Raw genomic sequence first — 26242 nt, 5'->3', positions numbered from 1 at the left:
TCTTGGGGATGATCATGACCCGCCGCTTCCTCTTCGTCCTGGCCAGCTCCCGCCCCGACGGCAACACCGAACTGCTGGCCCGCCGGGCCGCCGAACAACTTCCCTCCGACGTGGAGCAGCAGTGGATCGACCTCACCGCCCACCCCGTCCCCGACTTCGAAGACCTGCGCCACGACAGCGACCACGTGCGCCCCACCGAGGGCCCCGTGGCCCTGCTGCTGGACGCCACCCTCGCGGCGACGGACGTGGTGATCGCCTCGCCGCTGTACTGGTACTCGGTGTCCGCGCAGGCCAAGCGCTACCTGGACCACTGGTCGGGCTGGCTGCGCACGCCGGGGCTGGACTTCAAGTCGACGATGGCGGGGCGCACCCTGTGGGGCGTCACCGCGCTCGCGCACCAGGAGCCGGAGGTCGCCGATCCACTGGCCGGCACGCTGAACAACTCGGCGGCGTACATGGGAATGTGCTTCGGTGGCGTGCTGCTCGGCAACGGCAGCAGGCCGGGCGACGTCCTGAAGGACACCGACGCCCTGGCCCGCGCCAAGACGTTCTTCGCCCGGGAGGCACCCCTCGCCCGTTTCCCTTACGAGGCCGCCTGACGGGGCGCGTCGCGCGTCGCCACCGCCTCCCCTACGCGGTGATGTCCTTCGACGTGAACCTCGCCCAGGCCGCCGAGCCGAACACCGCCGCGTAGAGGGCCTGAAGTCCCAGGTTCCTCGTCAGGTCGTCCCAGTGGACCGGTTCGCGCATCAGGTCGGCGAAGGACAGCCAGTAGTGGGAGAAGAGGTAGGGGTGCAGGGCGTGCAGCTGGGGGATCTGGTCGAGGATCTGGACCGTGATCAGCAGCCCGACCGTGGTCGCCATCGCCGCGATGCCGCTGTTGGTCAGCGTGGAGACGAACAGGCCGAGCGCCGCGACGCCGGTCAGGGACGCGGCGACGACCAGGGCGATGAGCAGGGCTCTGACCAGGCCCTCGCCGAAGCTGATCCGGGTGCCCGAGATGGTGGTGAGATCGCCCAGGGGGAACAGCAGCGCGCCGACGAGCAGCGCCGAGACGGCGACCACCAGCGTGGCGACCAGGCAGAAGACCATGACCGTCGCGTACTTGGTGAGCAGCAGGCGGGTCCGGCCGGCGGGAGCGACCAGGAGGTAGCGCAGGGTGCCGGCGTTCGCCTCGCCGGCGAGGGAGTCGCCCGCGACGACACCGATCGCCATGGGCAGGAAGAACGGCAGGGTCGCGGCGAGCCCGGTGAAGACCAGGAACAGTCCGTTGTTGGTGATCTGCGAGATGAACGCGGGCCCTTCGCCGCCCCCGCCCCCGGCCGACGAGCCGTCACCGGTCTCGATCCGCACGGCGACGCCGATCAGGACCGGCACGGCCGCCAGCACCCCCAGCAGGGCGAGGGTGCGCCAGCGCCGGAAGGTGGTGAGCAGCTCGCTGCGGAACAGGCCGAGGGTCCACAGCGGGCTCACCCTTGGCACCGCTTCAGCCCGCGACATCGAAGCCCTCCCCCGTCAGCGCCACGAACGCGTCCTCGAGCGAGGCCCGTTCGACCCCGAGGCCGCGGACCCGGACACCGGCGGTGACCAGTGCGGCGTTCACCTCGGCGAGGTCGCGCTCGGGCACCTCGCCGGTCACCCGGTCGTCGGCGACGACGAGGTCGGCGACTCCCTGCTCCTTCAGCACCCGCGCCGCGTCGACCGGGTCCGGCGTGGTCACGACCAGCCGGCCCCGGGCGCCCGCCGACAGCTCGGCTACCGGCCCCTGGGTGATCAGCCGGCCCCGTGCCATCACGGCGGCGTGCGTGCACACCTGCTCGATCTCGTCGAGGAGGTGGGAGGAGAGGAAGACGGTGGTGCCGTCCGAGGCCAGCGCGCGGATGAGCGTGCGGATCTCCCGCATGCCCTGCGGGTCGAGGCCGTTGGTCGGCTCGTCCAGGACGAGCAGCCGGCGCGGCTGGAGCAGGGCGGCCGCGAGACCGAGGCGCTGCTTCATGCCGAGGGAGTACGCCTTCGCCTTCTTGCCGGAGGCGGCCGTGAGGCCCACCCGGTCCAGCGCGGCGGCGACACGGGCGCTCCGGGTGCGCGGATCGGCGGTCGGGTCGGCGGCGTCGTAGCGCAGGAGGTTGTCCCGGCCGGAGAGGAAGCCGTACAGGGCCGGGCCCTCGATGAGGGCGCCGACGTGGGGCAGCACGGCGCGCGCGGAGCGGGGCATGGGACGCCCCAGGACGTGCGCCGTGCCGGAGGTCGGCTCGATCAGGCCCATCAGCATGCGGATGGTGGTGGTCTTGCCCGAGCCGTTGGGGCCGAGGAAGCCGAAGACGCTGCCCTCCGGGACGGTCAGGTGAAGACCGTCGACGGCGAGCTGTCCGCCGCGGTAGCGCTTGGTGAGCGCGCGGGTGACGATGACTCCGTCACCCGCGTGTGCTCCGTCCGGCTCGCCGGCGGACGCCTCGCCCATCGCTCCCTCGTTCCCTGTCACGTCGTGAGCTTCCGCGACCTTACTTCCCCGCGTCGGCCGCCTTCACGAGCGCGTCCTTGGTGACGGTGCCCACGTAGACCTTGCCGTCCTCGGTGAACAGGGCGTTGACCAGGCGGGTGCTGAACACCGTGCCGGTGCCGAACTCGCCCTTGACCTGGTCGCCGAGCGAGCCGAGGAAGCCGCCGAGGTCTCCGCCGGTCTCACCGGTGGGCAGGCCGCCCTCGGCGCCGGTGTCGAAGGTGGCGACGGTGTTCCAGCCCTCGCCGAGCATCTTCAGCCCGTCGAGGCCCTTGGCCAGGTCCTCCTCCGACTTCGGGGCGCCCTCCGGCTTCCCGGAGTGCCCGCGGCCCCGGTCGAGTTCGCCGTCCTCGGTCACCTCGGCGCCCTTGGGCGGGGTGAACTCGAACGTCGACGCGGCCGGCCGGTCGAAACTCACCTTGGTGAAGCCGACGTCCACGACGGCCGCGCCGCCGCTCGACGGGGTGAGCGTGAACTTCAGCGGCATGCCCGTCTCGTGGTCGACCGCGATGCTGATGGCACCGACCGTGGAGCCGGACTGCCTGGGCTCGACGACCAGCCTGTACGCGTCCCGGCCGGCCACCTGGGCGGTGCCGTCGACGGTCACGGACGTGGTGTCGTCGACCGACTTCAGCGCCTCCTCGGCGAAGTCCTTCGGGGTGGCCGGGGGCTTCTGCTCCCGCTCCTCGCCGGACTCGTCGACGGTGCCGTGGTAGACCTCGTTGGACTTGCTGTCGTAGCCCCAGACGTCCTTGCCGTTGTGGATCAGGCTGTACTCGGCGGCGTCCTCGAGGAGCGAGACCTTCTGCCGGTCGGGACCGTCGGCCGCGACCCGCAGCGTGTGCGTGCCGGACGCCAGTGCGGTGAGCTTGGCGGACGGGTCGGCCGAGGAGCCGCCGTCCCCGCCCCGCCCCGCCGCGCCGGACGCGAGAGAGTCCTCCAGGCCGCCGAGGTCCGGCAGTCCGAGGTCCGTGGTGATCTTCACGGTGCCGGACAGCTGCTCGACGTCCGACATCGCGATCTTCTCTATGAGCTGCGCGGCGGTGATCTCCGGCAGGTCGGGGTCGCCGGAGTCGGCGATCGCGGGGACGAGCCCGATGGTCGCGGCGGCCAGTCCCATCACCGTGACGGGGACGACGTACCGGGCGGCCCTGCGCCGCCCCGTGCGCGGCTCGTCGACCTCCCCCGCGACCGTCGTGTTCTCGGATTCGTACGGTGCCATGTGTGCCCCTCCGTAGTCGGCGGCGGCTTCCGTCTCGTGTCCTCGCACCAGTCTCACCCTGAGCCGCCATTCTCACCCGAACCGGTGAGAAGTGGTGTTGTCCGTCGTTGTCCATCTGACCAAATCCGGCAGGCGGATACGTCAGACCCCGGACTCAACTCCGTGTACTGCTGGGGTATGACACGGGGGGTGGTTTCCTCCCCCGCCCCGTAGGGGTAGCGGCGCGTTCGGGCCGCCGGCGGGGTCAGCCCGCGCGGTGCACCACCGCGTCGCAGAGCTGCACGAGTGCCGTCTTCGCCTCGCAGTCCCGCAGCGGGGCCAGCGCCGCACGCGCCTCCTCGGCGTACCGCACGGTGTCCCGGCGGGCCTGCTCCAGCGCGGGGTGGGCGCGCAGCAGCCGCAGCGCCTCGGCATGCCGGGCGTCGTCGGTGAGGTCGGAGTCGAGCAGTTCGCACAGGGCGATGTCCTCGGCCAGGCCCAGCCGGGCCGCCCGCTCGCGCAGGCGCAGCACGGGCAGCGTGGCGATGCCCTCGCGCAGATCGGTGCCGGGGGTCTTGCCGGACTCGTGGGAGTCGGAGGCGATGTCCAGGACGTCGTCGGCGAGCTGGAAGGCGACGCCGAGCCGTTCGCCGTACTGGGTGAGGACGTCCACCACCGTCTCGTCGGCGCCGGACATCATCGCGCCGAAGCGGCAGGAGACCGCGACCAGCGAGCCGGTCTTGCCGCCGAGCACGTCCAGGTAGTGGTCGACCGGGTCGCGGCCGTCCTGCGGCCCCGCGGTCTCCAGGATCTGCCCGGTGACCAGCCGCTCGAATGCCTCGGCCTGCACCCGCACCGCCTCCGGTCCGAGGTCGGCCAGGATGTGCGAGGCCCGCGCGAACAGGAAGTCGCCGGTGAGGACCGCGACGGAGTTGCCCCAGCGGGCGTTCGCGCTGTCGACGCCGCGCCGCACCTCGGCCTCGTCCATCACGTCGTCGTGGTAGAGCGTGGCCAGGTGGGTGAGCTCCACGACCACGGCGGACGGCACGACACCGGGCGCGTAGGGGTCGCCGAACTGGGCGGCGAGCATCACCAGCAGGGGACGGAACCTCTTGCCGCCGGCCCGCACCAAGTGCTGGGCGGCCCCCGTGATGAAGGGGACCTCACTCTTGGTGGCCTCGATCAGCCCTTCCTCGACAGCCGTCATTCCGGCCTGGACATCGGCTTCCAGAGCCTGGTCCCGCACGCTCAGCCCGAACGGCCCGACGACGGTCACGAGGGTCTCCTGTCTGCTGGTGTCCACTGGCGATTACATGGAATGTCGATAGGTCGCTGCCATCACTCAAGTCAGCGTATCCGGTCACGTTTCGATCACCGCCAGCGCCCGGGGTTACAGGCAGGGCGCCGGGGGATCAGAAGCGGAGTGCTTTTGATCGGTTGACGGCGGCGGACATTCCCCTCCTTCCCGGACACAACGACCCGCCAACCATCCTGCCCGGCCCCACGTCCGGTTTGCCGCACTTGACCGCTGCATTCCCCTTGGCCGCAAATGCTCCCGCATCCCGCGGCCAGTGAAGTGGGTCACGCGCCACCCGGCGCGCCCGCCGCTCCCCCGCACCGGCGACTCCCCTTCCCCGGAACCGAGTTGACTCTTGGCACTCGCCAGGGATCAAGCGTCTCAAATCCCCCATTGCAAGATCAAAGAGTCCTTTACGTGATGCCCACACTTGTTCCCGACATGTGCTCTCGCATACGTTCCGGGCCTGCCGGGCGGACGCCGAATCCTGCCACCGCCCGCATCACACCCACCGAACGAACTCACGCACGGCAGGAGCGGGGGACCCAGGTACGTCGCCGGGCCGGGCATCGCACCGGAACGGCTCGGGGTGAAGCCATGCCCGCAGGGCACGGCCGGGCACTCTCCCCGCCCGAACCCGACAGCTCACCTCGCAGGCGCAGGAGAGGAACCCAGACATGCCCGCTTCCGGTCAGCTCCGCCGCCTCGGCAGCCGCCGCATCGCCCGCTCCCTCGCCGTCGCCGGCACCGGCGTCGCGATGGTCGCCCTTCCGCTGTTCGGCGCCACCGGCGCCTTTGCGGCCACCACGACGCCCGTCACGACCGCCGCCTCCACGACGGCCACGACGGCGTACCCGGACAACCTCGACGGCTGGATCCGTGAGTCGCTGGCCGTCATGGCGCAGAACGGCATCCCGGGCTCCTACGAGGGCATCCACCGCAACATCATGCGCGAGTCCTCCGGCAACCCGGCCGCCATCAACCTCTGGGACTCCAACGCCGCCGCGGGCACCCCGTCGAAGGGCCTGCTGCAGGTCATCGACCCGACCTTCCAGGCCTACCACGTGCCCGGCACGGCCTTCGACCCGTTCGACCCGGTCGCGAACATCACGGCGGCCTGCAACTACGCCGCCGACCGCTACGGCTCGATCGACAACGTCTTCGGCGCGTACTGAGCCGACCGCTGACGGCCGAGCACGGCCGCCCCACCGAACAGTCGCTCGAGGACGACGGCCACGCCGTCGTCCTCGTTCGACGTGGTGACCTCGTCGGCCACCGCCTTCAGCTCGGGATGCGCGTTGGCCATGGCGACGCCGTGCGCCGCCCAGTCGAACATGGGGATGTCGTTCGGCATGTCGCCGAAGGCGATCGTCCGCGCCGGGCTCACCCCCAGGTGTTCGGCGGCCAGGGCGAGACCGGTCGCCTTGGTCACCCCGCACGGCTGGAGCTCCACGGTCCCGGGCCCCGACATGGTGACCGTCGCCAGCGAACCGACCACCGCGCGCGCCGCCGCCGCCAACGCGTCGTCGGACAGGAGCGGGTGGCGCAGCAGCACCTTGCTGATCGGCCGCTCCCACAGATCACGCCGCCGCTCCACCCGTACGGCGGGGAGCGTCGGGTGCGGCATCAGATAGCCCGGCTCGATCAGCGTCAGCCCGTCGGCCCCGTCCTGGTCGACCGCGGCGTACACCTCCCCCACCTCGGCCTCGATCTTGCCGAGGGCGGTCTCCGCCAGTTCCCGGTCCAGCGTGACGGACCACAGCAGCCGCTCCGCGCCGGCGTCGTACACCTGCGCGCCCTGTCCGCACACCGCGAGCCCCGTGCAGCCGAGGTCGTCCAGGAGGGGCCGCACTCTGGGGGCGGGACGCCCCGTCACCACGAGGTGACGGACACCGGTCCGCGCCGCGCGCGCGAGCGCGGCGAGGGACCGGTCGGAGAGGGTGTCGTCGTCGCGCAGCAGCGTCCCGTCCAGGTCGGTGGCGATGAGTGAAAAAGCGGTGGGTGCGGCCATGATCAGAGAATACGGACAACGCGACCGTCCGATTCACCATGCCCGTATCCGCTCGCTTTCGGTGCGGTTCCCCTTCCGTCATCGCCGGGTACGGACCGGTTGAGGACTCTTTCACCGTTTGGCGAGAACATCGTCCGCTATCTACCGCCCTCCCGGGCCCGGGCGGTACCGTCCAAGGGTCCAGGGGGGACTTGATCGGGGGGTCAGGTGAGCAGTGGACGCATGCGCGTGCTGAGGCCGGAGGAGCTCGGCGAGGGGGAACGGGAGCGCTGGCGGGAACTGCGCGCCGCGACGGACGCGCCACGCAGCCCTTTCATGGAACCGGAGTTCACCGCCGCCGTGGGCCGGGTGCGGCCGCGGGCCCGGGTGGCGGTGCTGTACCGGGGGGCGGAACCGGCGGGCTTCCTGCCCCACGAGCGGGGCGTGGCGGGACAGGGCCGGGCGATCGGGCTCGGGGTGTCGGACTGCCAGGGCGCGGTGCTGGCCCCCGGTGTCGCCCCGGAGACCGGTGAACTGCTGCGGGCCTGCTCGGTGTCGAGCTTCGCGTTCGACAATCTGGAGGCCGGCCAGGACCTCTTCGTGCCGTACGCGGCCGAGGAGCACGCCACCTTCGTCATCGACGTGGAGAAGGGCTACGAGACCTACGAGTCGGTGCTGCGCACCCGGTCGCCGAAGTTCCTGAAGACCACGCTGGCCAAGGAGCGCAGGCTCGGCCGCCGGGCCGGACCGGTGCGGTTCGTCTTCGACGAACGCGACCCGGCCGCGCTGCGGACCCTCATGGAGTGGAAGTCGGCGCAGTACCGCAGGACCGGGCGCCGCGACCGGTTCGCGCAGGAGTGGATCGTCCGGCTCGTGGGCCGGCTCGCCGAGACCCGGGCGCCCCAGTGCTCGGGCACGCTGTCGGTCCTGTACGCCGCCGACCGCCCCGTTGCCGCGCACTTCGGCCTGCGTTCGGCCTCCGTCCTGGCCTGCTGGTTCCCGGCGTACGACCCGGAGTTCGCGACGTTCTCGCCCGGACTCGTGCTGCACCTGCGGATGGCCGAGGCGGCGGCGGCCGAGGGCATCGGCCTGCTCGACATGGGGCGCGGTCCGGCCGAGTACAAGGACGCGCTGAAGACCGGCGAACGCGCCGTCCACGAGGGTGCGGCGACCCGTCCGGGAGCGGGTGCCGCGCTGCACTGGCTGAGCCGCGAGCCCGCGCGCCGCGCGCACGCGTTCGTCCGCGCCCGCCCGCGCCTCGCGTCGCTGGCGTCGCGGACCCTGAAGGGCGCGGCACGGCTGCGCCGCTCGTGAGGAGGGGGAGGGGAGGACGTATGTCCGGCAGAGCGCGAGCGCGTACGCGGGAGGAGATACGGCGGTTCCTGGCCATCGGCGCGGTGCAGGTCGCCGAGCTGGACCTGGAGCCGGGCGGGGACGAGGCCGCGCTCCGGCCCGGCCCCGGCAGCCCACCGGTGACCCACGGCGAGGTGTTCCTCCTGGTCAGGCGGGCGGGACGGCCGGTGGGCACGCTGCTGACGCGGGTACCGGAGGGGGCCGACCCGCGGGCGGCGCTGACGCGGGCGGCGCGGCAGGGGCTCACCTCGGCGGTGCGGGAGACGCCGGCGGGTGCACCCCCCGGGCCGCCGTCCGGCGCGACGCCGGCGGCCGGCGGAAGCGGGCGGATCCGGGACACCGAGACCGGCCGGGCGGCTGCCACGCCGGGGCGCGCGCGGACCTCCGACGGCGCGGGTGCACCCCCCGGGCCGCCGTCCGGCGCGACGCCGGCGGCCGGCGGAAGCGGGCGGATCCGGGACACCGAGACCGGCCGGGCGGCTGCCACGCCGGGGCGAGCGCGGACCTCCGACGGCTCGGGTGCACCCCCCGGGCCGCCGTACGCCTCGGTCGTCGTGGCCACCCGGGAGCGGGCCGGGCAGCTGGCCCGGGCGCTGGACTCGCTCCTCGCGCAGGAGCATCCGCGGTTCGAGATCGTCGTCGTCGACAACGCGCCCGTGACCGACGGGACGCGCGATCTCGTGGAGCGGAAGTACGGCGAGCGCGTGCGGTACGTGTGCGAGCCGGTCCCCGGGCTCGCGATCGCGCACAACACCGGGCTGGCGGCGGCCCGGGGCGAGGTGGTCGCGTTCACCGACGACGACGTGGTCGCCGATCCCCGCTGGCTCACCGAACTGACCGCGCCGTTCGCCGCCGACCCCCGGCTCGGCTGCGCCACCGGCCTGATCCTGCCCGCCCGGCTGCGCACCCCGGCCCAGGTCCTGCTGGAGAGCCACGGCGGCTTCGCGAAGGGCTTCACGCCGACGACGTACGACCCCCGGGACCCGCCCCGCGACGAGCCGCTGTTCCCCTTCACCGCGGGCCGCTTCGGCTCGGGCGCCAACATGGCCTTCCGTACCCGGGTGCTGCGGGCCGCCGGCGGTTTCGACCCGGCCACCGGTGCCGGGACGCCGGCGCGGGGCGGCGACGACCTGTACGGGTTCGTGCGCGTCCTCGCCCAGGGGCGCCGGCTGCACTACACGCCGTACGCGCTGGTGTGGCACCACCACCGGGAGACCTGGTCCGACCTGGAGACGCAGGCGTACGGCTACGGCGCCGGCCTCACCGCCTACCTCACCGCGGTCCTGGTCAACCGGCCCGCGCTGCTGCCGGCGTTCCTCGCCCGGCTGCCGCGCGGTCTCGCCCGCGCCCGCGCGCTGACCGCCGTACGCGCCACCGGCGCGGGTGGCGGCGCACCGGGGGCGCACGACACCCGCACCCATCCCTGGCCGCGCCGGCTGTCGCGGTTGCAGCGCAGGGGGATGGTGCACGGTCCGCTCGGCTATCTGCGGGCTCGGCGGGCCTGGAGGAGCGGCGGGGGAAGGGGGACGCGATGAGTCCGGCGCCGGAGACGACCCCGGCCGTCCCCGTGCTCCTCTATCACGCCGTGATGGACGACCCGCCGGAGTGGATCGCCGAGTTCACGGTCACGCCGAAGGACTTCGCGGCCCATCTGGACGCCGTCGTGGACAGTGGCCGCACGCCCGTCACCATCGGCGTCCTCGCCGACGGTCTCGCGGGGCGGGCGCCGCTGCCGCCCCGGCCGGTGCTGCTCACCTTCGACGACGGCTTCGCCGACCTGCCAGGACCGACCGCCGACGTCCTGACCGGGCGCGGGCTGCCCGCCACCGCCTACCTCACCACCGGCGCCATCGCCCCGGGCGGCCGCAGTCTGCTGCCGCCCGCCCCGATGATGACCCTGGACGAGGCGGCACGGCTGGAGGAGGCGGGCCTGGAGATCGGCAGCCACACGGTCACCCACGCCCAGCTCGACACGCTGACCGCACGGCGCCTGCGCGCCGAACTGCTGGACTCCAAGGCCGTGCTGGAGGACGTCCTCGGCCATTCCGTCCCCCATCTCGCCTATCCGCACGGCTACAACAGCCCGCGGGTGCGGGCGATGGCCGCCCGGGCCGGGTACGAGACGGCGGCCGCCGTGCGGCACGCGCTCAGCTCGGACCGGGACGAGCGCTACCGCATCGCCCGCCTGATCGTCCGCCGCGGCCACACCGTCGCCGACGTCGAGGCGTGGCTGGCGGGCGGCGGCGCGCGGATCGCCCCGTACCGGGACGGCCCGAAGACGATCGCCTGGCGCTGGTACCGGCGCGGCCGGGCGGCACTCAGGGGTCCGGAGTTCGCGGGCTGAGGGGTGGCCGGGATGCCCGGCGGCTCACGACAGCGGCTGGTTGAGATACGGGTCGGCCACCACCTCGCGCAGGCTCCGCCACGCCGCGTCGTCGGCCAGGGCGAGGTCGCAGTGCGGTCCCGGGTCCCGGTGATTCCACTGGAGGGCGGCCTTGACCCCGTCCAGGTCCTTCAGCACCCGCGGCACCTGCCCGTACCACTCGGCCTGCCGCCCGGGGCGGGACGGGTCGGCCGCCGTACCGAACTCGGAGAGCATCAGCGGCTTGTCGTCGGAGATGTTCTTCCGTATCCACGCGTGGGTGGCCGTCTGGGTCTGGGCGAAGGTCAGCCAGTCCGTTTCGTGGCACCGGTAGTAGTTGTACTGGTTGTAGCCGATCCAGTCGACGTACTCGTCCCCCGGGTACATGCGCTCGAACAGGCCGGCGTGGTCCAGGTACCCGGTGATGATCCACGTCCACACCACGTTGTCGGCGCCCAGCCGCTCGAACCGGTCGTGGATGTGCCGGTACGCCTTCACGTACTCGGCCGGTGTGCCGTTGTCCGGGGTGCGGGTGTCCATCTCCAGGTCGAAGGAGAGGAAGACCTTCTTCCCGGTGCGCTCGCCGTAGTCCTTGATCCGCCGGGCCTGGACGTCGATGACGGACTCGTCCAGCTCACCGGCGGCGATCTCCTTCCACGTCGGCTGCTGCCCCTTCGTACCGCCCCACCACTTGCTCTCCCAGGACAGCAGCAGCATGCGGTCCTCGCCCACGCGCTGCTCCTCCGGGCTGAGCAACTGCCCCTCCCTGCGCGTGCCTTCGGGCAGGGACATGTCGTGGTAGGTGTAGACGATGTCGAGCGTGCGGCCCACGCGCTTCTCGTAGGCCCGCACCCTGTCCTCCAGGTCGTCCCGGTCGTGCGGCACGAACGCGCCGAACCAGGCACCGCAGGGCGGTTCGAGGAGGTCGGTGGGCCCGCATTCCCCGCCCGTCGCGGAGCGTTCCGGCCCGGAGTCCGAGGGTCCGGACGCGTTCCGCAGGGCGAGTACGGCGACGAGGACCGCGCTGACGACCGTGGCGGACGTCAGCAGCAGCCGGCGGCGCCGCGACACCGGCCCGCGCTCGCGCGGCACCCGTGGCCTGCGGTGCCGGGCGTCGGGGGCGGGCGCGCCGCTGTCGCGGCGAAAGGGACGGATGAACCTCACAGGGCGGAACCCTTCCGTGTCGTCGAAGTCCCCGGCGCGGGCGGTGAGGCGCGCAGCCGCGGGCAGAACGCGGCGAGCGTGGTCAGGAGGGTCAGGGCGAGCAGTACCCGCCACGCGCTGAAGGTGTGGGTGGCGATCAGCACGGTGGCGACGGTCATCACCGCGCAGACGCTGAGGAGGACGCCCAGCATCATCCGTTCCAGCAGGTCGGAGCGGCGGGCGAAGTCGGCGCCGTGCGACTCCACGGGCCCCCGCGCGGGCCGTGCGCGCAGGGCCGGTCCGCACAGGCCGACCAGGGCCGCGCCGGGGCCGGCCGCCAGGAACGCGGCGACGGCCGCGCCCCGCAGCGGTGATCCGCCGGGCAGGGCGAGGGCGGCCAGGGCCAGCCAGCCGCCGAACGGCGGGAGCATCCGCACCACGAAATCCTGCGGTGTCATCGCTCCGCACCCCTTTCCGCGCCCTCCGCGCCCTCCACGCCCTCGGTGGCTTCCCCGCCCTCCGCGCGCTCGGTGCCTTCCGGCCGTTCGCGCCTCAGTTCGTAGACCGCGCCCGCGCCGTTCTGCGCCACGAGCCGGAACCGCGGCGAGGCGGCGACGGACTCCCGGATCCGGTTCAACTGCTCCCCGGTGAGCTGTCCGTTCATCTCCGAGTTGGCGAACTGCCCCTGGGTGAGGAGGAAGTAGGCCCGGCCCGGGTGCTCCACGCCGGTCATGTCGCGGGCGAGGGTGGCGGCCGGGCGCCGCACGATCTCGTCGACGTGCCGCCGGTCGTCCTCCAGGAACCAGTAGTGGCCGATGGTCCCGTACGACTCGTACGCGAGCGGGTAGTTGCGGTTGGCGGCGACGACCGCCGACCCCTCGGGCGCCTCGTCGAAGAGCCGCTGGACCAGGGCCACCTCCTCCGGCGGGAAGTAGTTGATCCGGTCCTTGCCCGAGTAGCTCGGGACGAAGGCCAGGGTCCCGGCGAGGAGCACGAGCAGCGGGCCACCCGTCCCGATGCCGCGCCGCAGGGCGCCCCGCGCGGGTGCCGGGGTGCGGGTTCCCTCTCCGGGCCCGGTGGCGAGGGTGCGCACCTCGGGCAGCAGTGCGGCGGCGGCGAAGAAGGCGGCGCCGGGCAGCATGAACAGCAGCACCCGGAAGATCATTTCGCTGCCGTAGCTGCTCGCCACGAACATCGGCAGCGGAGCCGCCGAGATCAGCAGCAGCGGCATCGCCCGGTGCCGCAGCACCCGCTGCCGCCACATCCCGGCGACCGCCAGCAGCAGCACCGTGCCCGACAGCAGCCGGGCCGCCCAGGACGTCGCCACCGCTCCGGTACCGGTCGGGGTGGCGCCGTATCCGGTGGCCACGTTGCCGCCGATGTCGCCCACGGAACGGATCATGTCCGGCAGCGCCGCGGACAGGAACGGCAGCGCGGCCGTCAGGCACCAGGCCAGGAAGATCACGACCGTGGTGACCGGGGGGACCCAGCCGCGGTAGCGGCGGACCAGGCACAGGGCGAGCAGGGAGGCGGCCAGCATGCCCGGGGTCAGCTGGTGCGAGATGACGATCGCCACGACCAGCACGCTGAGCACGACCGTCCAGACCGCCTGTCCCTGCCGCCCTTGCGCACCGCCGGAGCGGCCGTACCGGCGCAGGACGACGGCCAGCACACCGAGGTGCAGCGCGAAGGCCACGGCCTGGGGGGAGAAGTAGTCCTGCCCCACCCAGTTGCCGACGTAGAAGAGCCAGACGCCGGTCCAGACGAGCCGCCGGTCCTCGGTGAAGGTGCGGTAGATCAGCAGCAGCGGGAGCAGCAGCATCAGGCTGGAGACCAGCGGCCACCAGGCCATGTACATGGCCGTCGACTCCACGCCGAGGAGCCGCACCAGCGCCGCCTGGGCCGCGAAGAAGCCGGGCCACTGGTCGTACACGGCCATGTCGCCGACCTGGTCGGCGGTCTGCAGTCCGCCGGCCGTCAGCAGGTGGTCGACGACACCGTCGTGCTTCCACGCCCAGGCGTACAGCGGGGTGGGATAGAGCACGGCCTGGGTGGCCCGCTCCATCACCAGCAGCCCGAGCACGTACGCCGCCGCCCAGCCGCCCGGCCGCCGCGGATCGCGGACCGTGAACCAGAAGCCGGCGGTGAGCACGGCCAGGCCGGCCCAGAAGGCCGGGTGGAGGGCGGTGACGAGACCGAAGTCGTCGAGCCGCGACACATCCGTGTGCCGCACCGCGTACACCCACAGGGCGAGCGCGGCGAGCAGCGGTACGCCGGGCAGGACCGCGGCGGGGCCGTGGCGGCCGGACCAGACGGGTGGCAGATCGGAGAGGTCCGTCACGGGCTCGTGCGCGGGACTCGACGACTCCGAGGAGGCCGGGGCCCGCGGCCCGGACGCGCGGTCCGGTGCCGCTTCGTCAGGGGTGGCCGGCGCCGGGCTGCTCTCCGGCGCCGGATCGGGCGCGGCTCTCTCGCGCGGAGTGGTTGGCGGACGCACGGTGGTTCCCCCCTGGCGGTTCGGCTCTGAGGCGTGATCAGTCCCTGGATCGGCCGTCCTGCTGCCCGCGGCGGGGCGGCGCCGGCAGCGGCAGGGCGCGGCGCGGCGGCAGGAGCAGGACGAGTACGACGACGACGATGTGGAGGACGACGAGAAGGACGAGCAGCGGCGGCGCCACCGGCGCGAGGGCGTCCCGCCACACCCAGCCGCCCACCGCGACGAGATACAGGACCGCCCAGCGCCCCGGCCACGACAGGCGCCCGCCCGCGGCCGCGAGCAGCAGCGACAGTGGTACGAGACACAGCAGCTGGCAGACGAGCGGCGCCCAGCGCAGCAGCGGAGCGGGCCCGTCGAGGCCCAGCGTCTCCGTGAGGAAACCGGCCGTCCGCGCGTACAACGCCCCGTCCACCGGCTCCGGTTCCCGGCCGAGCGCGACGGGTGCGGCGTGCAGGGCGGCCAGGACGGAGGCCAGCGCCGTGCCGGAAAGCCGGGCGTCGGGCCGCGTGCGCAGCGTCACCGAGGCGACGAGGACCAGGATCAGTACGCCCCCGGCCGCGAGCGCCGTGAGCGGCAGGCCCTCCAGCAGGGCGCGCCCGGTGGGCTCGTCGCCCCGGGACCCGCCGAGCCAGGGCAGTTCGTGCACCGACGTCCAGAAGACGAGGGTGGCGAGCCCGAGCAGCGCCCAGAGGATGCCGCTCAGACGCCTGTCGTCCGCGTCTGCGTCTGCGTCTGCGTCTGCGTCGCCGGACGGTCGTCGCGGCGGGGCGGGGGGCGGCTCGGAGGCCTCCTCGGGGCCTCTCCGGTGTGCCCACGAGGCAGGGCCCGGAGGCGTGGTGGCGGCCCGGGTGACCGGGGAGACGTCCGGGCCGGGGGCACTGGGCGTCCGGTGGCGGTGGGGCTCGTCCGCGCCGTGGGGCTCGTCCGCGTCGTGGGGCTCGTCCGCCGGCTCCGGCGCGAGAGCCTTCGGCTCCGGGGCTACCGCTTCTGGGGCTTCCGCTTCTGGAGCGTCCGGCGCGAACGCTTCCGGCGCGGAACCGTCTCCCCGCCCGTCCGTGCCCTCGCGCCGCCCGCGGTCCCCGTGTCCCTCGTCCGGCCCGGCCCCGGACGTGTGCCCCGCGTCCGCACCGGGCGGGCGCACGATGAACGCCAGCGTGTCCGCCCGCAGGGCCTCCCGTTCGTACCCGGGGCGGCCGATGAACAGCGTGACCGTGTCGTCGCCGGAGCCCCCGGCGTCCCGGTCCTCGTACGCCGCCCGGCGCGCCCAGCCCGTGCCGTACCCGGCGGTGGCGTTCAGCCGGGCCCAGCGCGTGCCGTAGTCGGGCGCGGCGGAGGGCCGCTCCACGGGCCCGCCGGTCCCCTCGCGCAGCGCGGAACGCAGCCCGAAGACCGACACGGCCGCGATCAGCGTCATGCTGATCAGCACCGCCCACCCGGCCCCCGCGATCCCCGCAGGGGTGAACAGCACGGCCGCGCTGCCCAGCACCAGCACGCACATCGCCCCCTGCAGCGCGGCGAGCACACCCGTGCGGCCCTGCACCCGCAGCACCCCGATGTACAGCTCCACGACCACCCGGGGCAGCGCGCCGAGGGCGAGCAGCCGCAGCACCGTCGAGCCCTGCTCGGCGTAGTCCGCGCTGAACGGCGTGAGGATCTGGGGCGCGAACGCGACCAGCACGGCGACGACCGGCACCAGCAGCAGCGTCATCCGGCGCAGCGCCCCGCGCACCCCGTCGGCGAGCCGGCGCGGATCGTGCGAGGCGTGGGCGGTGAGCGAGGAGGCCATGTTGATGGCCATGAACTCCATCGTGCCGCCGACGGTGTACGCCACGTAGAAGTAGCCGTTCTCGGCGGCGCTGAAGCGGACCGCGACCATCACGGGCAGCAGGTTGATCATGGCCAGGCTGAACAGCGCGCCGAGCGAGTCCCCGGCCAGGAAGCGGCCCATGGCGCGCAGGCCGGGCGGCTCCACGTCCCGGTCGGCGGCGGCCTGGCGCGGGATGAGCCGGCGGAAGATCAGCCAGCCGAGCGGAAGCGTGGAGAACGCGATGGCCACGGCCCAGGACACGAAGATGCCCAGCACGGGCAGCGCGCTCGCGAAGACGGCCAGCAGGACGAGCTTCCCGACGGAGAACACCGCGTTGCCGGCCGGCACCCACTCGGCCTTGCGCAGCCCGGTGAGCACCCCGTCCTGCAGCGTGAGCAGCGCCCACGCCACGCACGCCGCCACGAACAGCGCCCCGGCCAGCGGTGCGCCGAGGGGTTCGTAGGAGGCGCCCCACTGGTCGAGCGTGAGCAGGAAGACGCCGGCGGCCAGGGCGACGACCACCGAACTCGCCCCGTACACCGCCCACACCAGACGTCCGGTCTCGCGGCCCGCGCGCGGTACGAACCGGACCACGGCGCCGATCATCGTGGTCGCGGTGATGCTGGCGAGCAGCCGCATGGCGGCGATGGCGGCGGAGCCCTGGCCGACGGCGTCCTCGGAGTAGTAGCGGGCGGCGACGAGCCAGAACCCCAGCCCGAGAACGGCCGACACGCCCGTGCTGAGCATGAGGAAGTAGGCGTTCTTGAACAGGGAGTCCGGGCCGGACCGGTCCCCGGCGGGCGGGGGCCGCCCGCCGGCGCGCGGCGCGGCCGGCTCGTGCACCTGGATGTCAGTCACGGGACGGCCCCAGCCCGTCGGCCCTCGTCCCCGGCCGGGTCAGCTCCGCCGGCAGTTCGGCCGGCCGCGCACCGGACCGCTCCAGCGCTTCGACGGCCTCCCGGGCCCGCAGCGGGTCCACCGGCAGCGCGTGCCGCGCGAACCAGCGGGCGGCCCCGGGCGCGGGCGAGGGGTCCGTGAACTCCTTCCCCGCGTAGTCGTCGAGGGGCGGGTCGTAGAGGTAGCCCACGACGATCCCGCGCCGCGCGAGCGCCGCGATCGCCGCGTCCCGGTCCGCCACGAACAGCGGGACGCGGAAGAGCGGTTGCGTGCCGCCTCCGGCGCGCGGCCGGGCCCAGCGCGTCGACAGCAGCAGCTCGGTGCCCTCCCGGGACGCCTCCAGCACCTCGTCCAGCCGTCCGAGCCCGCGCCGGATCCGCCGCAGCCGCAGCGGACCGGACCGCAGGCGGTAGGTGTGCATGTCGACGCGGACCCAGGGGTCGTGCGCGGCCAGGTCCGGGGCCACGCCGGCGGCCCTGGCCAGCCTTTCCGGACGCAACGGCATCCTGATCCCGTCGCGCTCCGTCAGCCCCAGCAGTCCCATCGCCGCCCACGCGGCCCGCCGCAGCCCCAGCCCCCTCACCGCGGCCTCGGCGTACGGCCGCACGGCATAGGCGAGTTCGGACGCCGTCCGGCGCGGGGTGAGCAGTCCGTCGCAGGTCCGCCGCAGCGCGTCGCCCAGGTCCGGGTCGGCGAGCGACAGGATCCCGCCGGCCTGGGCGCCGGCGTGCTTGGACAGGCTGAAAACGGAGGCGTCGCCCCACGCCCCGACCGGCCGCCCGCCGGCCTCGCTGCCGATCGCGTGCGCCGCGTCCTCGAACAGCGGGATGCCCAACGCGTCGCAGCGGGCCCGCAGTCGCGGCGCCGGGTCCGGGTTGCCGTACAGGTTCGTGGTCAGTACGGCGGAGAGCGAGCCCCAGGTCTCCTCGGGCACGGCATCGATGTCGATGGACGCGTCGAGCGCGTTCAACGGCGCCTGCACCGGCCGCAGTCCCGCCGCCAGCACCACGAAGAAGATGACGTCGTCGTTGACCGGCGACATCAGCACCCGGCCGCCCGGCGGGCACCAGTGGCGCAGCGCCACGTACAGCCCCAGCCTGCATGACGGCACGTACACACATTCCCGGCCGAGCCGGGCACGCATGGTCTCCTCCAGCCGTTCCGGCCGCGACCTCGAGCGCGCCGAGCGCGGGCCGGCCTCCCCAATGGCCATCCGCCCCCCTGTGTGCCATCGGAACGCCCCCTCCCCGAGGCCTTCCGGCACCCGCCCAGAGTCGCCCCGTTCGCACCGCTCCGTCAAGATTGCGATCCGTCCTGTGGATAACTTCCGGTACGCGAGGGGAAGCGGGGGATGGCGCCTTGTGCCCGCATGATCCCCGCCCACGAGTCCCCTCCACCGCCACACCACCACTGCCGCTCTGCACAAGACCGCCGTGTCACCCGTAACGTGTGGCACGGCCACGGACACGTGGCGCACCTGCGCACACGAAAGCGAGGCAGCACCCGATGCCCCCCTTCGATGTCCCCGAGGGCGATCCCTTCGGCCCGCACAACCTGCCGTACGGCGTGTTCTCGCCCCCCGGCTCGTCGGAGCGGACCGTCGGCGTCCGGCTCGGCGACCACGTCCTCGACGCCGGCGCCGCGGCGCACGCCCTGGGCTCCCCGTACGCCTCCCTGCTCGCCCGGCCGACCCTGAACCCGCTGCTGGCCGCGGGCCGCACGGCCTGGTCGGACGTACGGCGGGCGCTCACGGCCTGGGTGACCGTCCCCGCCCACCGGGAGACCGTCGAACCGCTGTTCCACCCGCTGTCCGAGGTGACGCTGCACCTCCCCTTCGAGGTCGCGGACTACGTCGACTTCTACGCCTCCGAGAACCACGCCCGCAACGTCGGCCAGATCTTCCGCCCCGACGCCGCCGACTCCCTGACCCCCAACTGGAAGCACCTGCCGATCGGCTACCACGGCCGCTCCGGCACGGTCGTGGTGTCCGGCACCGACGTCGTGCGCCCCTCCGGCCAGCGCAAGGCACCCGCCGACGCCGCCCCCGTCTTCGGGCCGTCCGTCCGGCTGGACATCGAGGCCGAGGTCGGCTTCGTGGTCGGTGTGCCGTCCGAACGGGGCCGGCCGGTGCCGCTCGGCGACTACCGCGACCACGTCTTCGGCCTCTGCCTCCTCAACGACTGGTCCGCCCGCGACGTCCAGGCCTGGGAGTACGTCCCCCTCGGCCCGTTCCTCGGCAAGTCCTTCACCACCTCGGTGTCGGCCTGGATCACTCCGCTCGACGCCCTGGAGGAGGCCCGCGTCGCGCCGCCGGAGCGCACCCACGAGCTGCTGCCCTACCTGGACGACGCCGACGAGGAACCCGGCGGCTACGACCTGCGCATCAGCGTCGCCATCAACGGGCACGTCGTCTCCGAACCCCCCTTCTCCACCATGTACTGGACGGCCGCCCAGCAGCTCGCCCACATGACCGTCAACGGCGCCTCCCTGCGCACCGGTGACCTGTACGGTTCCGGCACCGTGAGCGGCCCCGCCGAGCGGGAACGCGGCTCGCTGCTCGAACTGACCTGGAACGGCCGCGACCCCCTCGAACTCCCCGACGGCAAGCGGACGTTCCTCGAGGACGGCGACGTGGTGACGCTGTCGGCCTGGGCGCCGGGCCCGGACGGGGTGCGCGTGGGCCTGGGCGAGGTCTCGGGACGGGTGGTCCCCGCGCCCTGACCCCTGTGGCCCTTCCCGATCCCCTCCGCCCCCTGACTCACACCGCCCTTCGCCGTCATAATCGGTGTCGGGCGGTGTGCGCATGTCCGCACCGCGCCCTCCGCACGCCCCGCACGCCCCGCACGCCCCCGAGCCGCCCCTTCCGACAGGATCCGGAGCCCGTGGCATGACCGTCTGCCTGCTCCTGCTGAGCGTCGTCGCCGTGACGGCCGCCGTGCCCGTCCCCCGGGCGCTGACCCGGGCGAAGTGGCCGGAACGGGAACCGGTCGTCGCCCTGTGGGCGTGGCAGTGCCTGGTCGCCACCGTCCTGCTGTGCTGCCTGACGGCACTCGCGCTGAGCGCCGCGGCCGTCTTCGGCACCGTGCGCGCCCAGCTCTTCGCCCCGGCCCCGCCCGCGGTGACCGCGGCGTACGACCTGTCCGCCGCCTCGCCCTGGACGACCGTCCTCACCGTGCTGCTGTCCTGCGGGGCGGCCTGGACGACGGCCATGCTGGGGCGGGAGCTGGCCGAGGCCCGCCGCCGGCGCACCCGTGCCCGGGCGCATCTGCGGGAGCGCGCCCCGGACCTGCCCGCGGGGCTCCCCGCGGCGCGCGGTCCCCTGCTGGTGCTGGAGGAGGAGTACCCCGACGCCTGGTGGATGCCGGGCAGCCCGCCTCAGCTGATCGTCACGACCGGGGCCCTGCAGCGCCTCACCGACCACCAGCTCGACGCCGTCCTGACCCACGAGCGCGGCCACGCCCGCGCACGGCACGACTGGCTGCTGCACCTGTCGACGGCCCTGGCCACCGGCTTCCCGCGGATCCCGCTGTTCACCCACTTCTGCGACCAGACCCACCGGCTGGTCGAGCTGTCCGCCGACGACACGGCCTCCCGCCGCTGCGGCCACCTGACCACGGCGCTCGCGCTGATCGAGCTCAACCAGCACCGCGGCGTGCTGTCCTGCGCCTCCAGCCACCGCCTGCTCGGCGAACGCGTCGAACGCCTCCTGGAGCCCCCGCCCCGCCTGGGCCGCCACCACCGCGCCCTGACCACCGCCGCGGCGGCCCTGGTCCCGCTGGTCCCTCTCCTGATCACCTTCGCCCCAGGCCTGAAAGCCCTGCCCTGACGCGATGGCGGGCAGTCGTGCCGATGAACCCCGGGGCGGCCACCTATGTCCAGTCGGGCTCCGGCTCCTCCTCGGGCCAGTCGTCCGGGCCGCCGGGGTCCTCGGACCCGGCACCGGCACCGGCGTCCCCCGGCGCCGTCAGCCCGGCCAGCACCGCCACCACGCCCTCCCCGTACGTCGCCAGCTTCTTCTCCCCCACCCCGCTGATCCCGCCGAGCTCGGCCACCGACGTGGGCCACACCGTGGCGATCTCCCGCAGTGTGGCGTCGTGGAAGATGACGTACGCCGGGACGCCCTGCTCGCGGGCCTGCTCGGCACGCCAGGCGCGCAGCGCCTCGAACGCCGGCTGAAGCTCCTCGGGCAGCTCGGCCGCGGCGGCCTTGGCCTTGCGCTCACCCCGGCTGCTCGTGCCCCGGGCCGCCGCCGGCTTCTTCGGCTCCTTGCGCAGCGGTACCTCCCGCTCCCGCCGCAGCACCGCCCCGCTCTCCCCGGTGAGCACCAGCGTGCCGTACTCCCCCTCGACGGCGAGCAGCCCCTGGGCGAGCAGCTGCCGGACGACGCCGCGCCACTCGGCCTCGCTCAGCTCCTCACCGATGCCGAACACCGACAGCTGGTCGTGGTCGAACTGGATGACCTTCGCCGTGCGCCGCCCCAGCAGGATGTCCACGATCTGCACCGCGCCGAACTTCTGCCCGCGCTCCCGCTGCAACCGCACCACCGTCGACAGCACCTTCTGCGCCGCGACCGTCCCGTCCCACGTCTCCGGCGGGGTGAGGCAGGTGTCGCAGTTGCCGCAGCCCGCCGGGTCGGGCTCCTGCCCGAAGTAGGCCAGGAGCTGGCCGCGCCGGCACCGGACCGTCTCGCACAGCGCCAGCATCGCGTCCAGGTGCCCGCCCGCCCGCCGCCGGAACGCCTCGTCGCCCTCCCCCGACTGGATCAGCTTCCGCTGCTGAATGACGTCGTTGAGCCCGTACGCCATCCAGGCCGTGGACGGCAGTCCGTCACGCCCCGCGCGCCCCGTCTCCTGGTAGTAGCCCTCGACCGACTTGGGCAGGTCGAGGTGGGCGACGAACCGGACGTCCGGCTTGTCGATGCCCATGCCGAAGGCGATGGTCGCCACCACGACCAGCCCCTCCTCCCGCAGGAACCGCGCCTGGTGCGCGGCGCGCGTCCCGGCGTCGAGGCCCGCGTGGTACGGCACCGCCTCGATGCCGTTGCGCGAGAGGAACTCCGCCGTCTTCTCCACGGAGTTGCGCGACAGGCAGTAGACGATGCCCGCGTCCCCGGCGTGCTCCTCGCGCAGGAAGGTCAGCAGCTGCTTCCTGGGGTCGGCCTTGGGGACGATCCGGTACTGGATGTTGGGCCGGTCGAAGCTCGCCACGAAGTGCCGGGCCCCCGGCATCCTCAGCCGGTCGGTGATCTCCTTGTGCGTGGCGTGCGTGGCGGTCGCCGTGAGCGCGATCCGGGGCACCTCCGGCCAGCGCTCGCCCAGCAGGGACAGGCTGAGGTAGTCCGGCCGGAAGTCGTGCCCCCACTGGGACACGCAGTGCGCCTCGTCGATGGCGAAGACGGAGATCTTGCCGCGCGAGAGCAGGTCCAGGCTGCTGTCCAGGCGCAGCCGCTCCGGCGCGAGATACAGCAGGTCCAGCTCGTCGGCTAGGAACTCCGCCTCGACCACCCGCCGCTCGTCGAAGTCCTGCGTGGAGTTCATGAACCCGGCGCGCACGCCCAGCGCCCGCAGCGCGTCCACCTGGTCCTGCATCAGGGCGATGAGCGGGGAGACCACGACGCCCGTGCCCGGTCTGACCAGGGCGGGGATCTGGTAGCACAGCGATTTGCCGCCGCCGGTCGGCATGAGCACGACGGCGTCGCCGCCCGCGATCACATGCTCGACGACCGCTTCCTGCTCACCGCGGAAGGTCTCGTACCCGAACACCCGGTGCAGCGCGGCCAGCGCCTCGCTCTCCATCACTGCCATCCCGCCACTACCGCCCGTCACCGTGCCCCCGTGAGCCGTCCCTCGACCACTGCCTCCACGATAGGGGCCCGCACCGACAGCCCCGGAGTTGTCCACAGGTCCACCCCGAAAGCGGCGGCCCGGCACCCCTCGGGGGGTACCGGGCCGCCGCCCTGCCGCTGCGCGTCGTGTCAGCGCACGAACACTCCCGCGTCCCCGGCCAGCTCCAGGAAGTACTGCGGTGCCACACCGAGCACCACCGTGACCGCCACGCCGACCCCGATCGCCGTCATCGTCAGCGGTGACGGCACCGCGACGGTCGGGCCCTCGGGGCGCGGCTCGCTGAAGAACATCAGGACGATGACGCGGATGTAGAAGAACGCCGCGATGGCCGACGCGATCACACCGACCACGACCAGCGGGGCGGCCCCGCCCTCCGCCGCCGCCTTGAACACGGCGAACTTCCCGGCGAATCCGGAGGTCAGCGGGATCCCGGCGAAGGCCAGCAGGAACACCGCGAACACGGCGGCCACCAGCGGGGAGCGACGGCCGAGCCCCGCCCACTTGGACAGGTGCGTCGCCTCGCCCCCTGCGTCCCGGACCAGCGTGACCACCGCGAACGCGCCGATCGTCACGAACGAGTACGCCGCCAGGTAGAACAGCACGGACGACACACCCGACGGCGTGGCCGCGATGACACCCGCGAGGATGAAGCCCGCGTGCGAGATCGCCGAGTACGCCAGCAGCCTCTTGATGTCGGTCTGCGTGATCGCGACGACCGCCCCGACCACCATGGTGACGATGGCGACGGCCCACATGACCGGCCGCCAGTCCCAGCGCAGGCCCGGCAGCACCACGTACAGGATCCGCAGCAGCGCGCCGAACGCGGCCACCTTGGTGGCCGCGGCCATGAAGCCCGTCACCGGCGTCGGGGCGCCCTGGTACACGTCGGGCGTCCACATGTGGAAGGGCACGGCGCCGACCTTGAACAGCAGGCCCATGATCAGCAGCGCGGCACCGACCAGCAGCAGCGCGTCGTTTCCCATGGTGCCGGCGAGCGCCGGGGTGACCTCCGGGACGGTGCCCTCGACGACCTGCGCGATCGTCGCGTACGACATCGAGCCCGCGTAGCCGTACAGCAGTGCGATGCCGAACAGCAGGAACGCGGAGGCGAACGCGCCGAGCAGGAAGTACTTGACCGCCGCCTCCTGCGACATCAGCCGCTTGCGGCGGGCCAGCGCGCACAGCAGGTACAGCGGGAGGGAGAGGACCTCGAGCGCCACGAACAGGGTCAGCAGGTCGTTGGCCGCCGGGAAGACCAGCATGCCGGCGACCGCGAAGAGCAGCAGCGGGAACACCTCGGTGGTGGTGAACCCGGCCTTCACCGCCCTCTGCTCGCTGTCGCTGCCCGGTACGGACGCGGCCTGCGCGGCGAAGGAGTCCACGCGGTTGCCGTGCGCCTCCGGGTCGAGCCGGCGCTCCGCGAAGGTGAACAGGCCGACCAGGGCCGTCAGCAGGATCGTGCCCTGAAGGAACAGGGCCGGTCCGTCGACGGCGATGGCGCCCATCGCCGCGATGCCCGCCTTGGTCGTGGCGTAGCCGTCCGCGGCGAGCGCCACGACCGAGGCGAAGGCCGCCGCGAGCGCGACCACGGCCACGAACATCTGTACGTAGTAGCGGGATTTGCGCGGTACGAACGCCTCGACCAGGATCCCGATGATCGCCGCACCGACGACGATCAGGGTGGGGGCGAGCTGTCCGTACTCGATCTTCGGCGCGTCGATCTTCGAGATCGGGTCGGCCGCCGCCGTTGTCCACAGGCTGTGGACGGCTGCTGTTGCGCTCACTTGGCCGCCTCCACCTCGGGCCGGGGGTCCTTCTTCTCAAGGTCGGACATGGTCTGCTTCACCGCCGGGTTCACGACATCCGTGACGGGCTTCGGGTAGACGCCCAGGAAGACCAGCAGCACGACCAGCGGTGCCACCACCGCGATCTCCCGCACCCGCAGGTCGGGCATCGCGGCCACCTCGGGCTTCACCGGGCCCGTCATCGTCCGCTGGTAGAGGACGAGGGTGTAGAGCGCGGCGAGCACGATGCCGAAGGTGGCGATGATGCCGATCACCGGGTAACGCGTGAACGTGCCGACCAGGACCAGGAACTCACTGACGAAGGGCGCGAGCCCCGGCAGCGAGAGGGTCGCGAGCCCGCCGATCAGAAAGGTGCCGGCGAGCACCGGTGCGACCTTCTGCACACCGCCGTAGTCGGCGATGAGCCGTGAACCGCGCCGCGAGATCAGGAATCCGGCGATCAGCATCAGCACGGCGGTCGAGATGCCGTGGTTGACCATGTACAGCGTCGCGCCGGACTGGCCCTGGCTGGTCATCGCGAAGATGCCCATGATGATGAAGCCGAAGTGCGAGATCGACGCGTACGCGATCAGCCGCTTGATGTCGCGCTGGCCGACCGCGAGCAGGGCGCCGTAGATGATGCTGACGACCGCCAGGACGAGGATGACCGGCGTCGCCCACTTGCTGGCCTCCGGGAACAGCTGGAGGCAGAAGCGCAGCATCGCGAAGGTGCCCACCTTGTCGACGACCGCCGTGATCAGCACGGCGACCGGCGCGGTGGACTCCTGCATGGCGTTGGGCAGCCAGGTGTGCAGCGGCCACAGCGGCGCCTTCACGGCGAAGGCGAAGAAGAAGCCGAGGAACAGCCAGCGCTCGGTGCTCGTCGCCATGTCCAGCGAGCCGTTGGCCCGCGCCTCGGCGATCTCGGTGAGCGAGAAGTTCCCGGCGACCACGTACAGCCCGATCACCGCGGCCAGCATGATCAGACCGCCGGCCAGGTTGTAGAGCAGGAACTTCACCGCCGCGTACGACCGTTGGGCGGCCGCCTTCTCCTCGCCGTGCTCGTGGGCACGGTCCCCGAAGCCGCCGATGAGGAAGTACATCGGGATCAGCATGGCTTCGAAGAAGATGTAGAAGAGGAAGACGTCGGTGGCCTCGAAGGAGAGGATCACCATCGCCTCGACGGCCAGGATCAGGGCGAAGAAGCCCTGCGTCGGCCGCCACCTCTTGTTCCCCGTCTCCAGCGGGTCGGCGTCGTGCCAGCCCGCGAGGACGATGAACGGGATCAGCAGCGCGGTCAGCGCGATCAGCGCCACCGCGATGCCGTCGACACCCAGCTCGTACCGGACGCCGAAGTCCGCGATCCAGGAGTGGGACTCGGTGAGCTGGTAGCGGTCGCCGTCCGGGTCGAACCGCACCAGGACGACGATCGCCAGCACGAGCGTGGCGAGCGAGAACAGCAGGGCGAGCCACTTGGCTGCCGTGCGCCTCGCGGCCGGTACGGCGGCCGTGGCGATCGCCCCGATGGCCGGGAGCGCCGCCGTCGCTGTCAGCAGAGGAAAGGACAT

At 73.1% G+C, this 26242-nt stretch carries 20 protein-coding genes and 1 riboswitch; of the genes, 7 read left to right on the top strand and 13 right to left on the bottom strand.

Translation table 11 applies throughout. The annotated features are described in order from the left end of the window. Positions 1-14 precede the first annotated feature (14 nt). Positions 15-599, top strand: a complete 585-nt coding sequence (locus F1615_RS31675) for a flavodoxin family protein (protein WP_149552525.1) — start codon at positions 15-17, stop codon at positions 597-599. Between the two features lie 31 nt (positions 600-630). On the opposite strand, the gene F1615_RS31670 is transcribed toward F1615_RS31675, so the two are convergent. From F1615_RS31670 to F1615_RS31655, 4 genes are all read right to left on the bottom strand, one after another. Then, entirely contained in the window at positions 631-1500 is an 870-nt protein-coding gene (locus F1615_RS31670; RefSeq protein ID WP_149552481.1) for an ABC transporter permease, read from the bottom strand. Continuing rightward, entirely contained in the window at positions 1487-2461 is a 975-nt protein-coding gene (locus tag F1615_RS31665; protein WP_149552524.1) for an ABC transporter ATP-binding protein, read from the bottom strand. The genes F1615_RS31670 and F1615_RS31665 overlap by 14 nt, the downstream gene beginning before the upstream one ends. A gap of 40 nt (positions 2462-2501) precedes the next feature. Then, positions 2502-3722 carry a LolA family protein gene (locus F1615_RS31660; protein WP_149552480.1) on the bottom strand — a complete coding sequence of 407 codons (1221 nt, stop codon included), beginning with the start codon at positions 3720-3722 and terminating at the stop codon, positions 2502-2504. Positions 3723-3966: 244 nt separating this feature from the next. Then, positions 3967-4977: a polyprenyl synthetase family protein gene (locus F1615_RS31655; RefSeq protein ID WP_149552523.1), complete on the bottom strand. Its 1011-nt coding sequence runs from the start codon at positions 4975-4977 to the stop codon at positions 3967-3969. A 520-nt stretch (positions 4978-5497) separates the two neighbouring features. Beyond that, positions 5498-5672: riboswitch (cyclic di-AMP (ydaO/yuaA leader) on the top strand. Between the two features lie 3 nt (positions 5673-5675). Here F1615_RS31655 and F1615_RS31650 point away from each other — a divergent pair. Continuing rightward, positions 5676-6173 (top strand): transglycosylase SLT domain-containing protein, encoded by a 498-nt coding sequence (locus F1615_RS31650; protein WP_149552479.1) that lies wholly within the window; start codon positions 5676-5678, stop codon positions 6171-6173. On the opposite strand, the gene F1615_RS31645 is transcribed toward F1615_RS31650, so the two are convergent. After that, the gene (locus F1615_RS31645) at positions 6137-7009 is read right to left on the bottom strand and encodes an HAD family hydrolase (RefSeq protein ID WP_149552478.1); all 873 of its coding nucleotides are present in this window, start codon (positions 7007-7009) and stop codon (positions 6137-6139) included. The genes F1615_RS31650 and F1615_RS31645 overlap by 37 nt on opposite strands. 222 nt (positions 7010-7231) lie before the next feature. Between F1615_RS31645 and F1615_RS31640 the strand changes: the two genes are divergently transcribed. The 3 genes from F1615_RS31640 to F1615_RS31630 are packed head-to-tail and all read left to right on the top strand — an operon-like array spanning position 7232 to position 10685. After that, positions 7232-8302: a GNAT family N-acetyltransferase gene (locus F1615_RS31640; RefSeq protein WP_149552477.1), complete on the top strand. Its 1071-nt coding sequence runs from the start codon at positions 7232-7234 to the stop codon at positions 8300-8302. Positions 8303-8322: 20 nt separating this feature from the next. Further along, positions 8323-9876 (top strand): glycosyltransferase, encoded by a 1554-nt coding sequence (locus tag F1615_RS36615; protein WP_244328925.1) that lies wholly within the window; start codon positions 8323-8325, stop codon positions 9874-9876. Then, positions 9873-10685, top strand: coding sequence for a polysaccharide deacetylase family protein (locus F1615_RS31630; protein WP_244328924.1), 813 nt, complete (start codon positions 9873-9875; stop codon positions 10683-10685). Before F1615_RS36615 ends, F1615_RS31630 begins: the two co-directional genes overlap by 4 nt. 24 nt (positions 10686-10709) lie before the next feature. Here the strand turns inward: F1615_RS31630 and F1615_RS31625 are convergent, their stop codons facing one another. The 5 genes from F1615_RS31625 to F1615_RS31605 all read right to left on the bottom strand — a co-directional run bounded on the left by F1615_RS31625 (position 10710) and on the right by F1615_RS31605 (position 18188). Next, a complete protein-coding gene (locus tag F1615_RS31625) occupies positions 10710-11867 on the bottom strand; it encodes a glycosyl hydrolase (RefSeq protein WP_149552476.1) in 1158 nt (385 codons plus the stop codon). Beyond that, a complete protein-coding gene (locus F1615_RS31620) occupies positions 11864-12304 on the bottom strand; it encodes a hypothetical protein (RefSeq protein WP_149552475.1) in 441 nt (146 codons plus the stop codon). Before F1615_RS31620 ends, F1615_RS31625 begins: the two co-directional genes overlap by 4 nt. After that, a complete protein-coding gene (locus F1615_RS31615; protein WP_244328923.1) occupies positions 12301-14187 on the bottom strand; it encodes a glycosyltransferase in 1887 nt (628 codons plus the stop codon). Before F1615_RS31615 ends, F1615_RS31620 begins: the two co-directional genes overlap by 4 nt. 193 nt (positions 14188-14380) lie before the next feature. Continuing rightward, positions 14381-17005 (bottom strand): lipopolysaccharide biosynthesis protein, encoded by a 2625-nt coding sequence (locus F1615_RS31610; RefSeq protein ID WP_149552474.1) that lies wholly within the window; start codon positions 17003-17005, stop codon positions 14381-14383. Further along, positions 16998-18188: a DegT/DnrJ/EryC1/StrS family aminotransferase gene (locus F1615_RS31605; protein ID WP_244328922.1), complete on the bottom strand. Its 1191-nt coding sequence runs from the start codon at positions 18186-18188 to the stop codon at positions 16998-17000. Before F1615_RS31605 ends, F1615_RS31610 begins: the two co-directional genes overlap by 8 nt. A gap of 362 nt (positions 18189-18550) precedes the next feature. Between F1615_RS31605 and fahA the strand changes: the two genes are divergently transcribed. Both fahA and F1615_RS31595 read left to right on the top strand, forming a co-directional pair. Beyond that, positions 18551-19765 carry a fumarylacetoacetase gene (gene fahA / locus F1615_RS31600; protein WP_149552472.1) on the top strand — a complete coding sequence of 405 codons (1215 nt, stop codon included), beginning with the start codon at positions 18551-18553 and terminating at the stop codon, positions 19763-19765. 166 nt (positions 19766-19931) lie between these two features. Beyond that, entirely contained in the window at positions 19932-20870 is a 939-nt protein-coding gene (locus tag F1615_RS31595; RefSeq protein ID WP_149552471.1) for a M56 family metallopeptidase, read from the top strand. Positions 20871-20913: 43 nt separating this feature from the next. Here F1615_RS31595 and recQ read toward each other — a convergent pair whose 3' ends face one another. The 3 genes from recQ to F1615_RS31580 all read right to left on the bottom strand — a co-directional run bounded on the left by recQ (position 20914) and on the right by F1615_RS31580 (position 26242). Next, positions 20914-22848 carry a DNA helicase RecQ gene (gene recQ / locus F1615_RS31590; protein ID WP_149552470.1) on the bottom strand — a complete coding sequence of 645 codons (1935 nt, stop codon included), beginning with the start codon at positions 22846-22848 and terminating at the stop codon, positions 20914-20916. A 170-nt stretch (positions 22849-23018) separates the two neighbouring features. Next, positions 23019-24674: an NADH-quinone oxidoreductase subunit NuoN gene (nuoN, locus tag F1615_RS31585; protein ID WP_149552469.1), complete on the bottom strand. Its 1656-nt coding sequence runs from the start codon at positions 24672-24674 to the stop codon at positions 23019-23021. Continuing rightward, complete coding sequence (locus F1615_RS31580) at positions 24671-26242, bottom strand: NADH-quinone oxidoreductase subunit M (protein ID WP_149552468.1); 1572 nt, start codon at positions 26240-26242, stop codon at positions 24671-24673. The genes nuoN and F1615_RS31580 overlap by 4 nt, the downstream gene beginning before the upstream one ends.

The sequence above is a fragment of the Streptomyces marokkonensis genome (genome assembly GCF_008312835.1).
Taxonomy (GTDB): domain Bacteria; phylum Actinomycetota; class Actinomycetes; order Streptomycetales; family Streptomycetaceae; genus Streptomyces; species Streptomyces marokkonensis_A.
The sequence above is the reverse complement of the archived record's forward strand: the minus strand, read 5'-3'. Positions and strand labels throughout refer to the sequence as shown.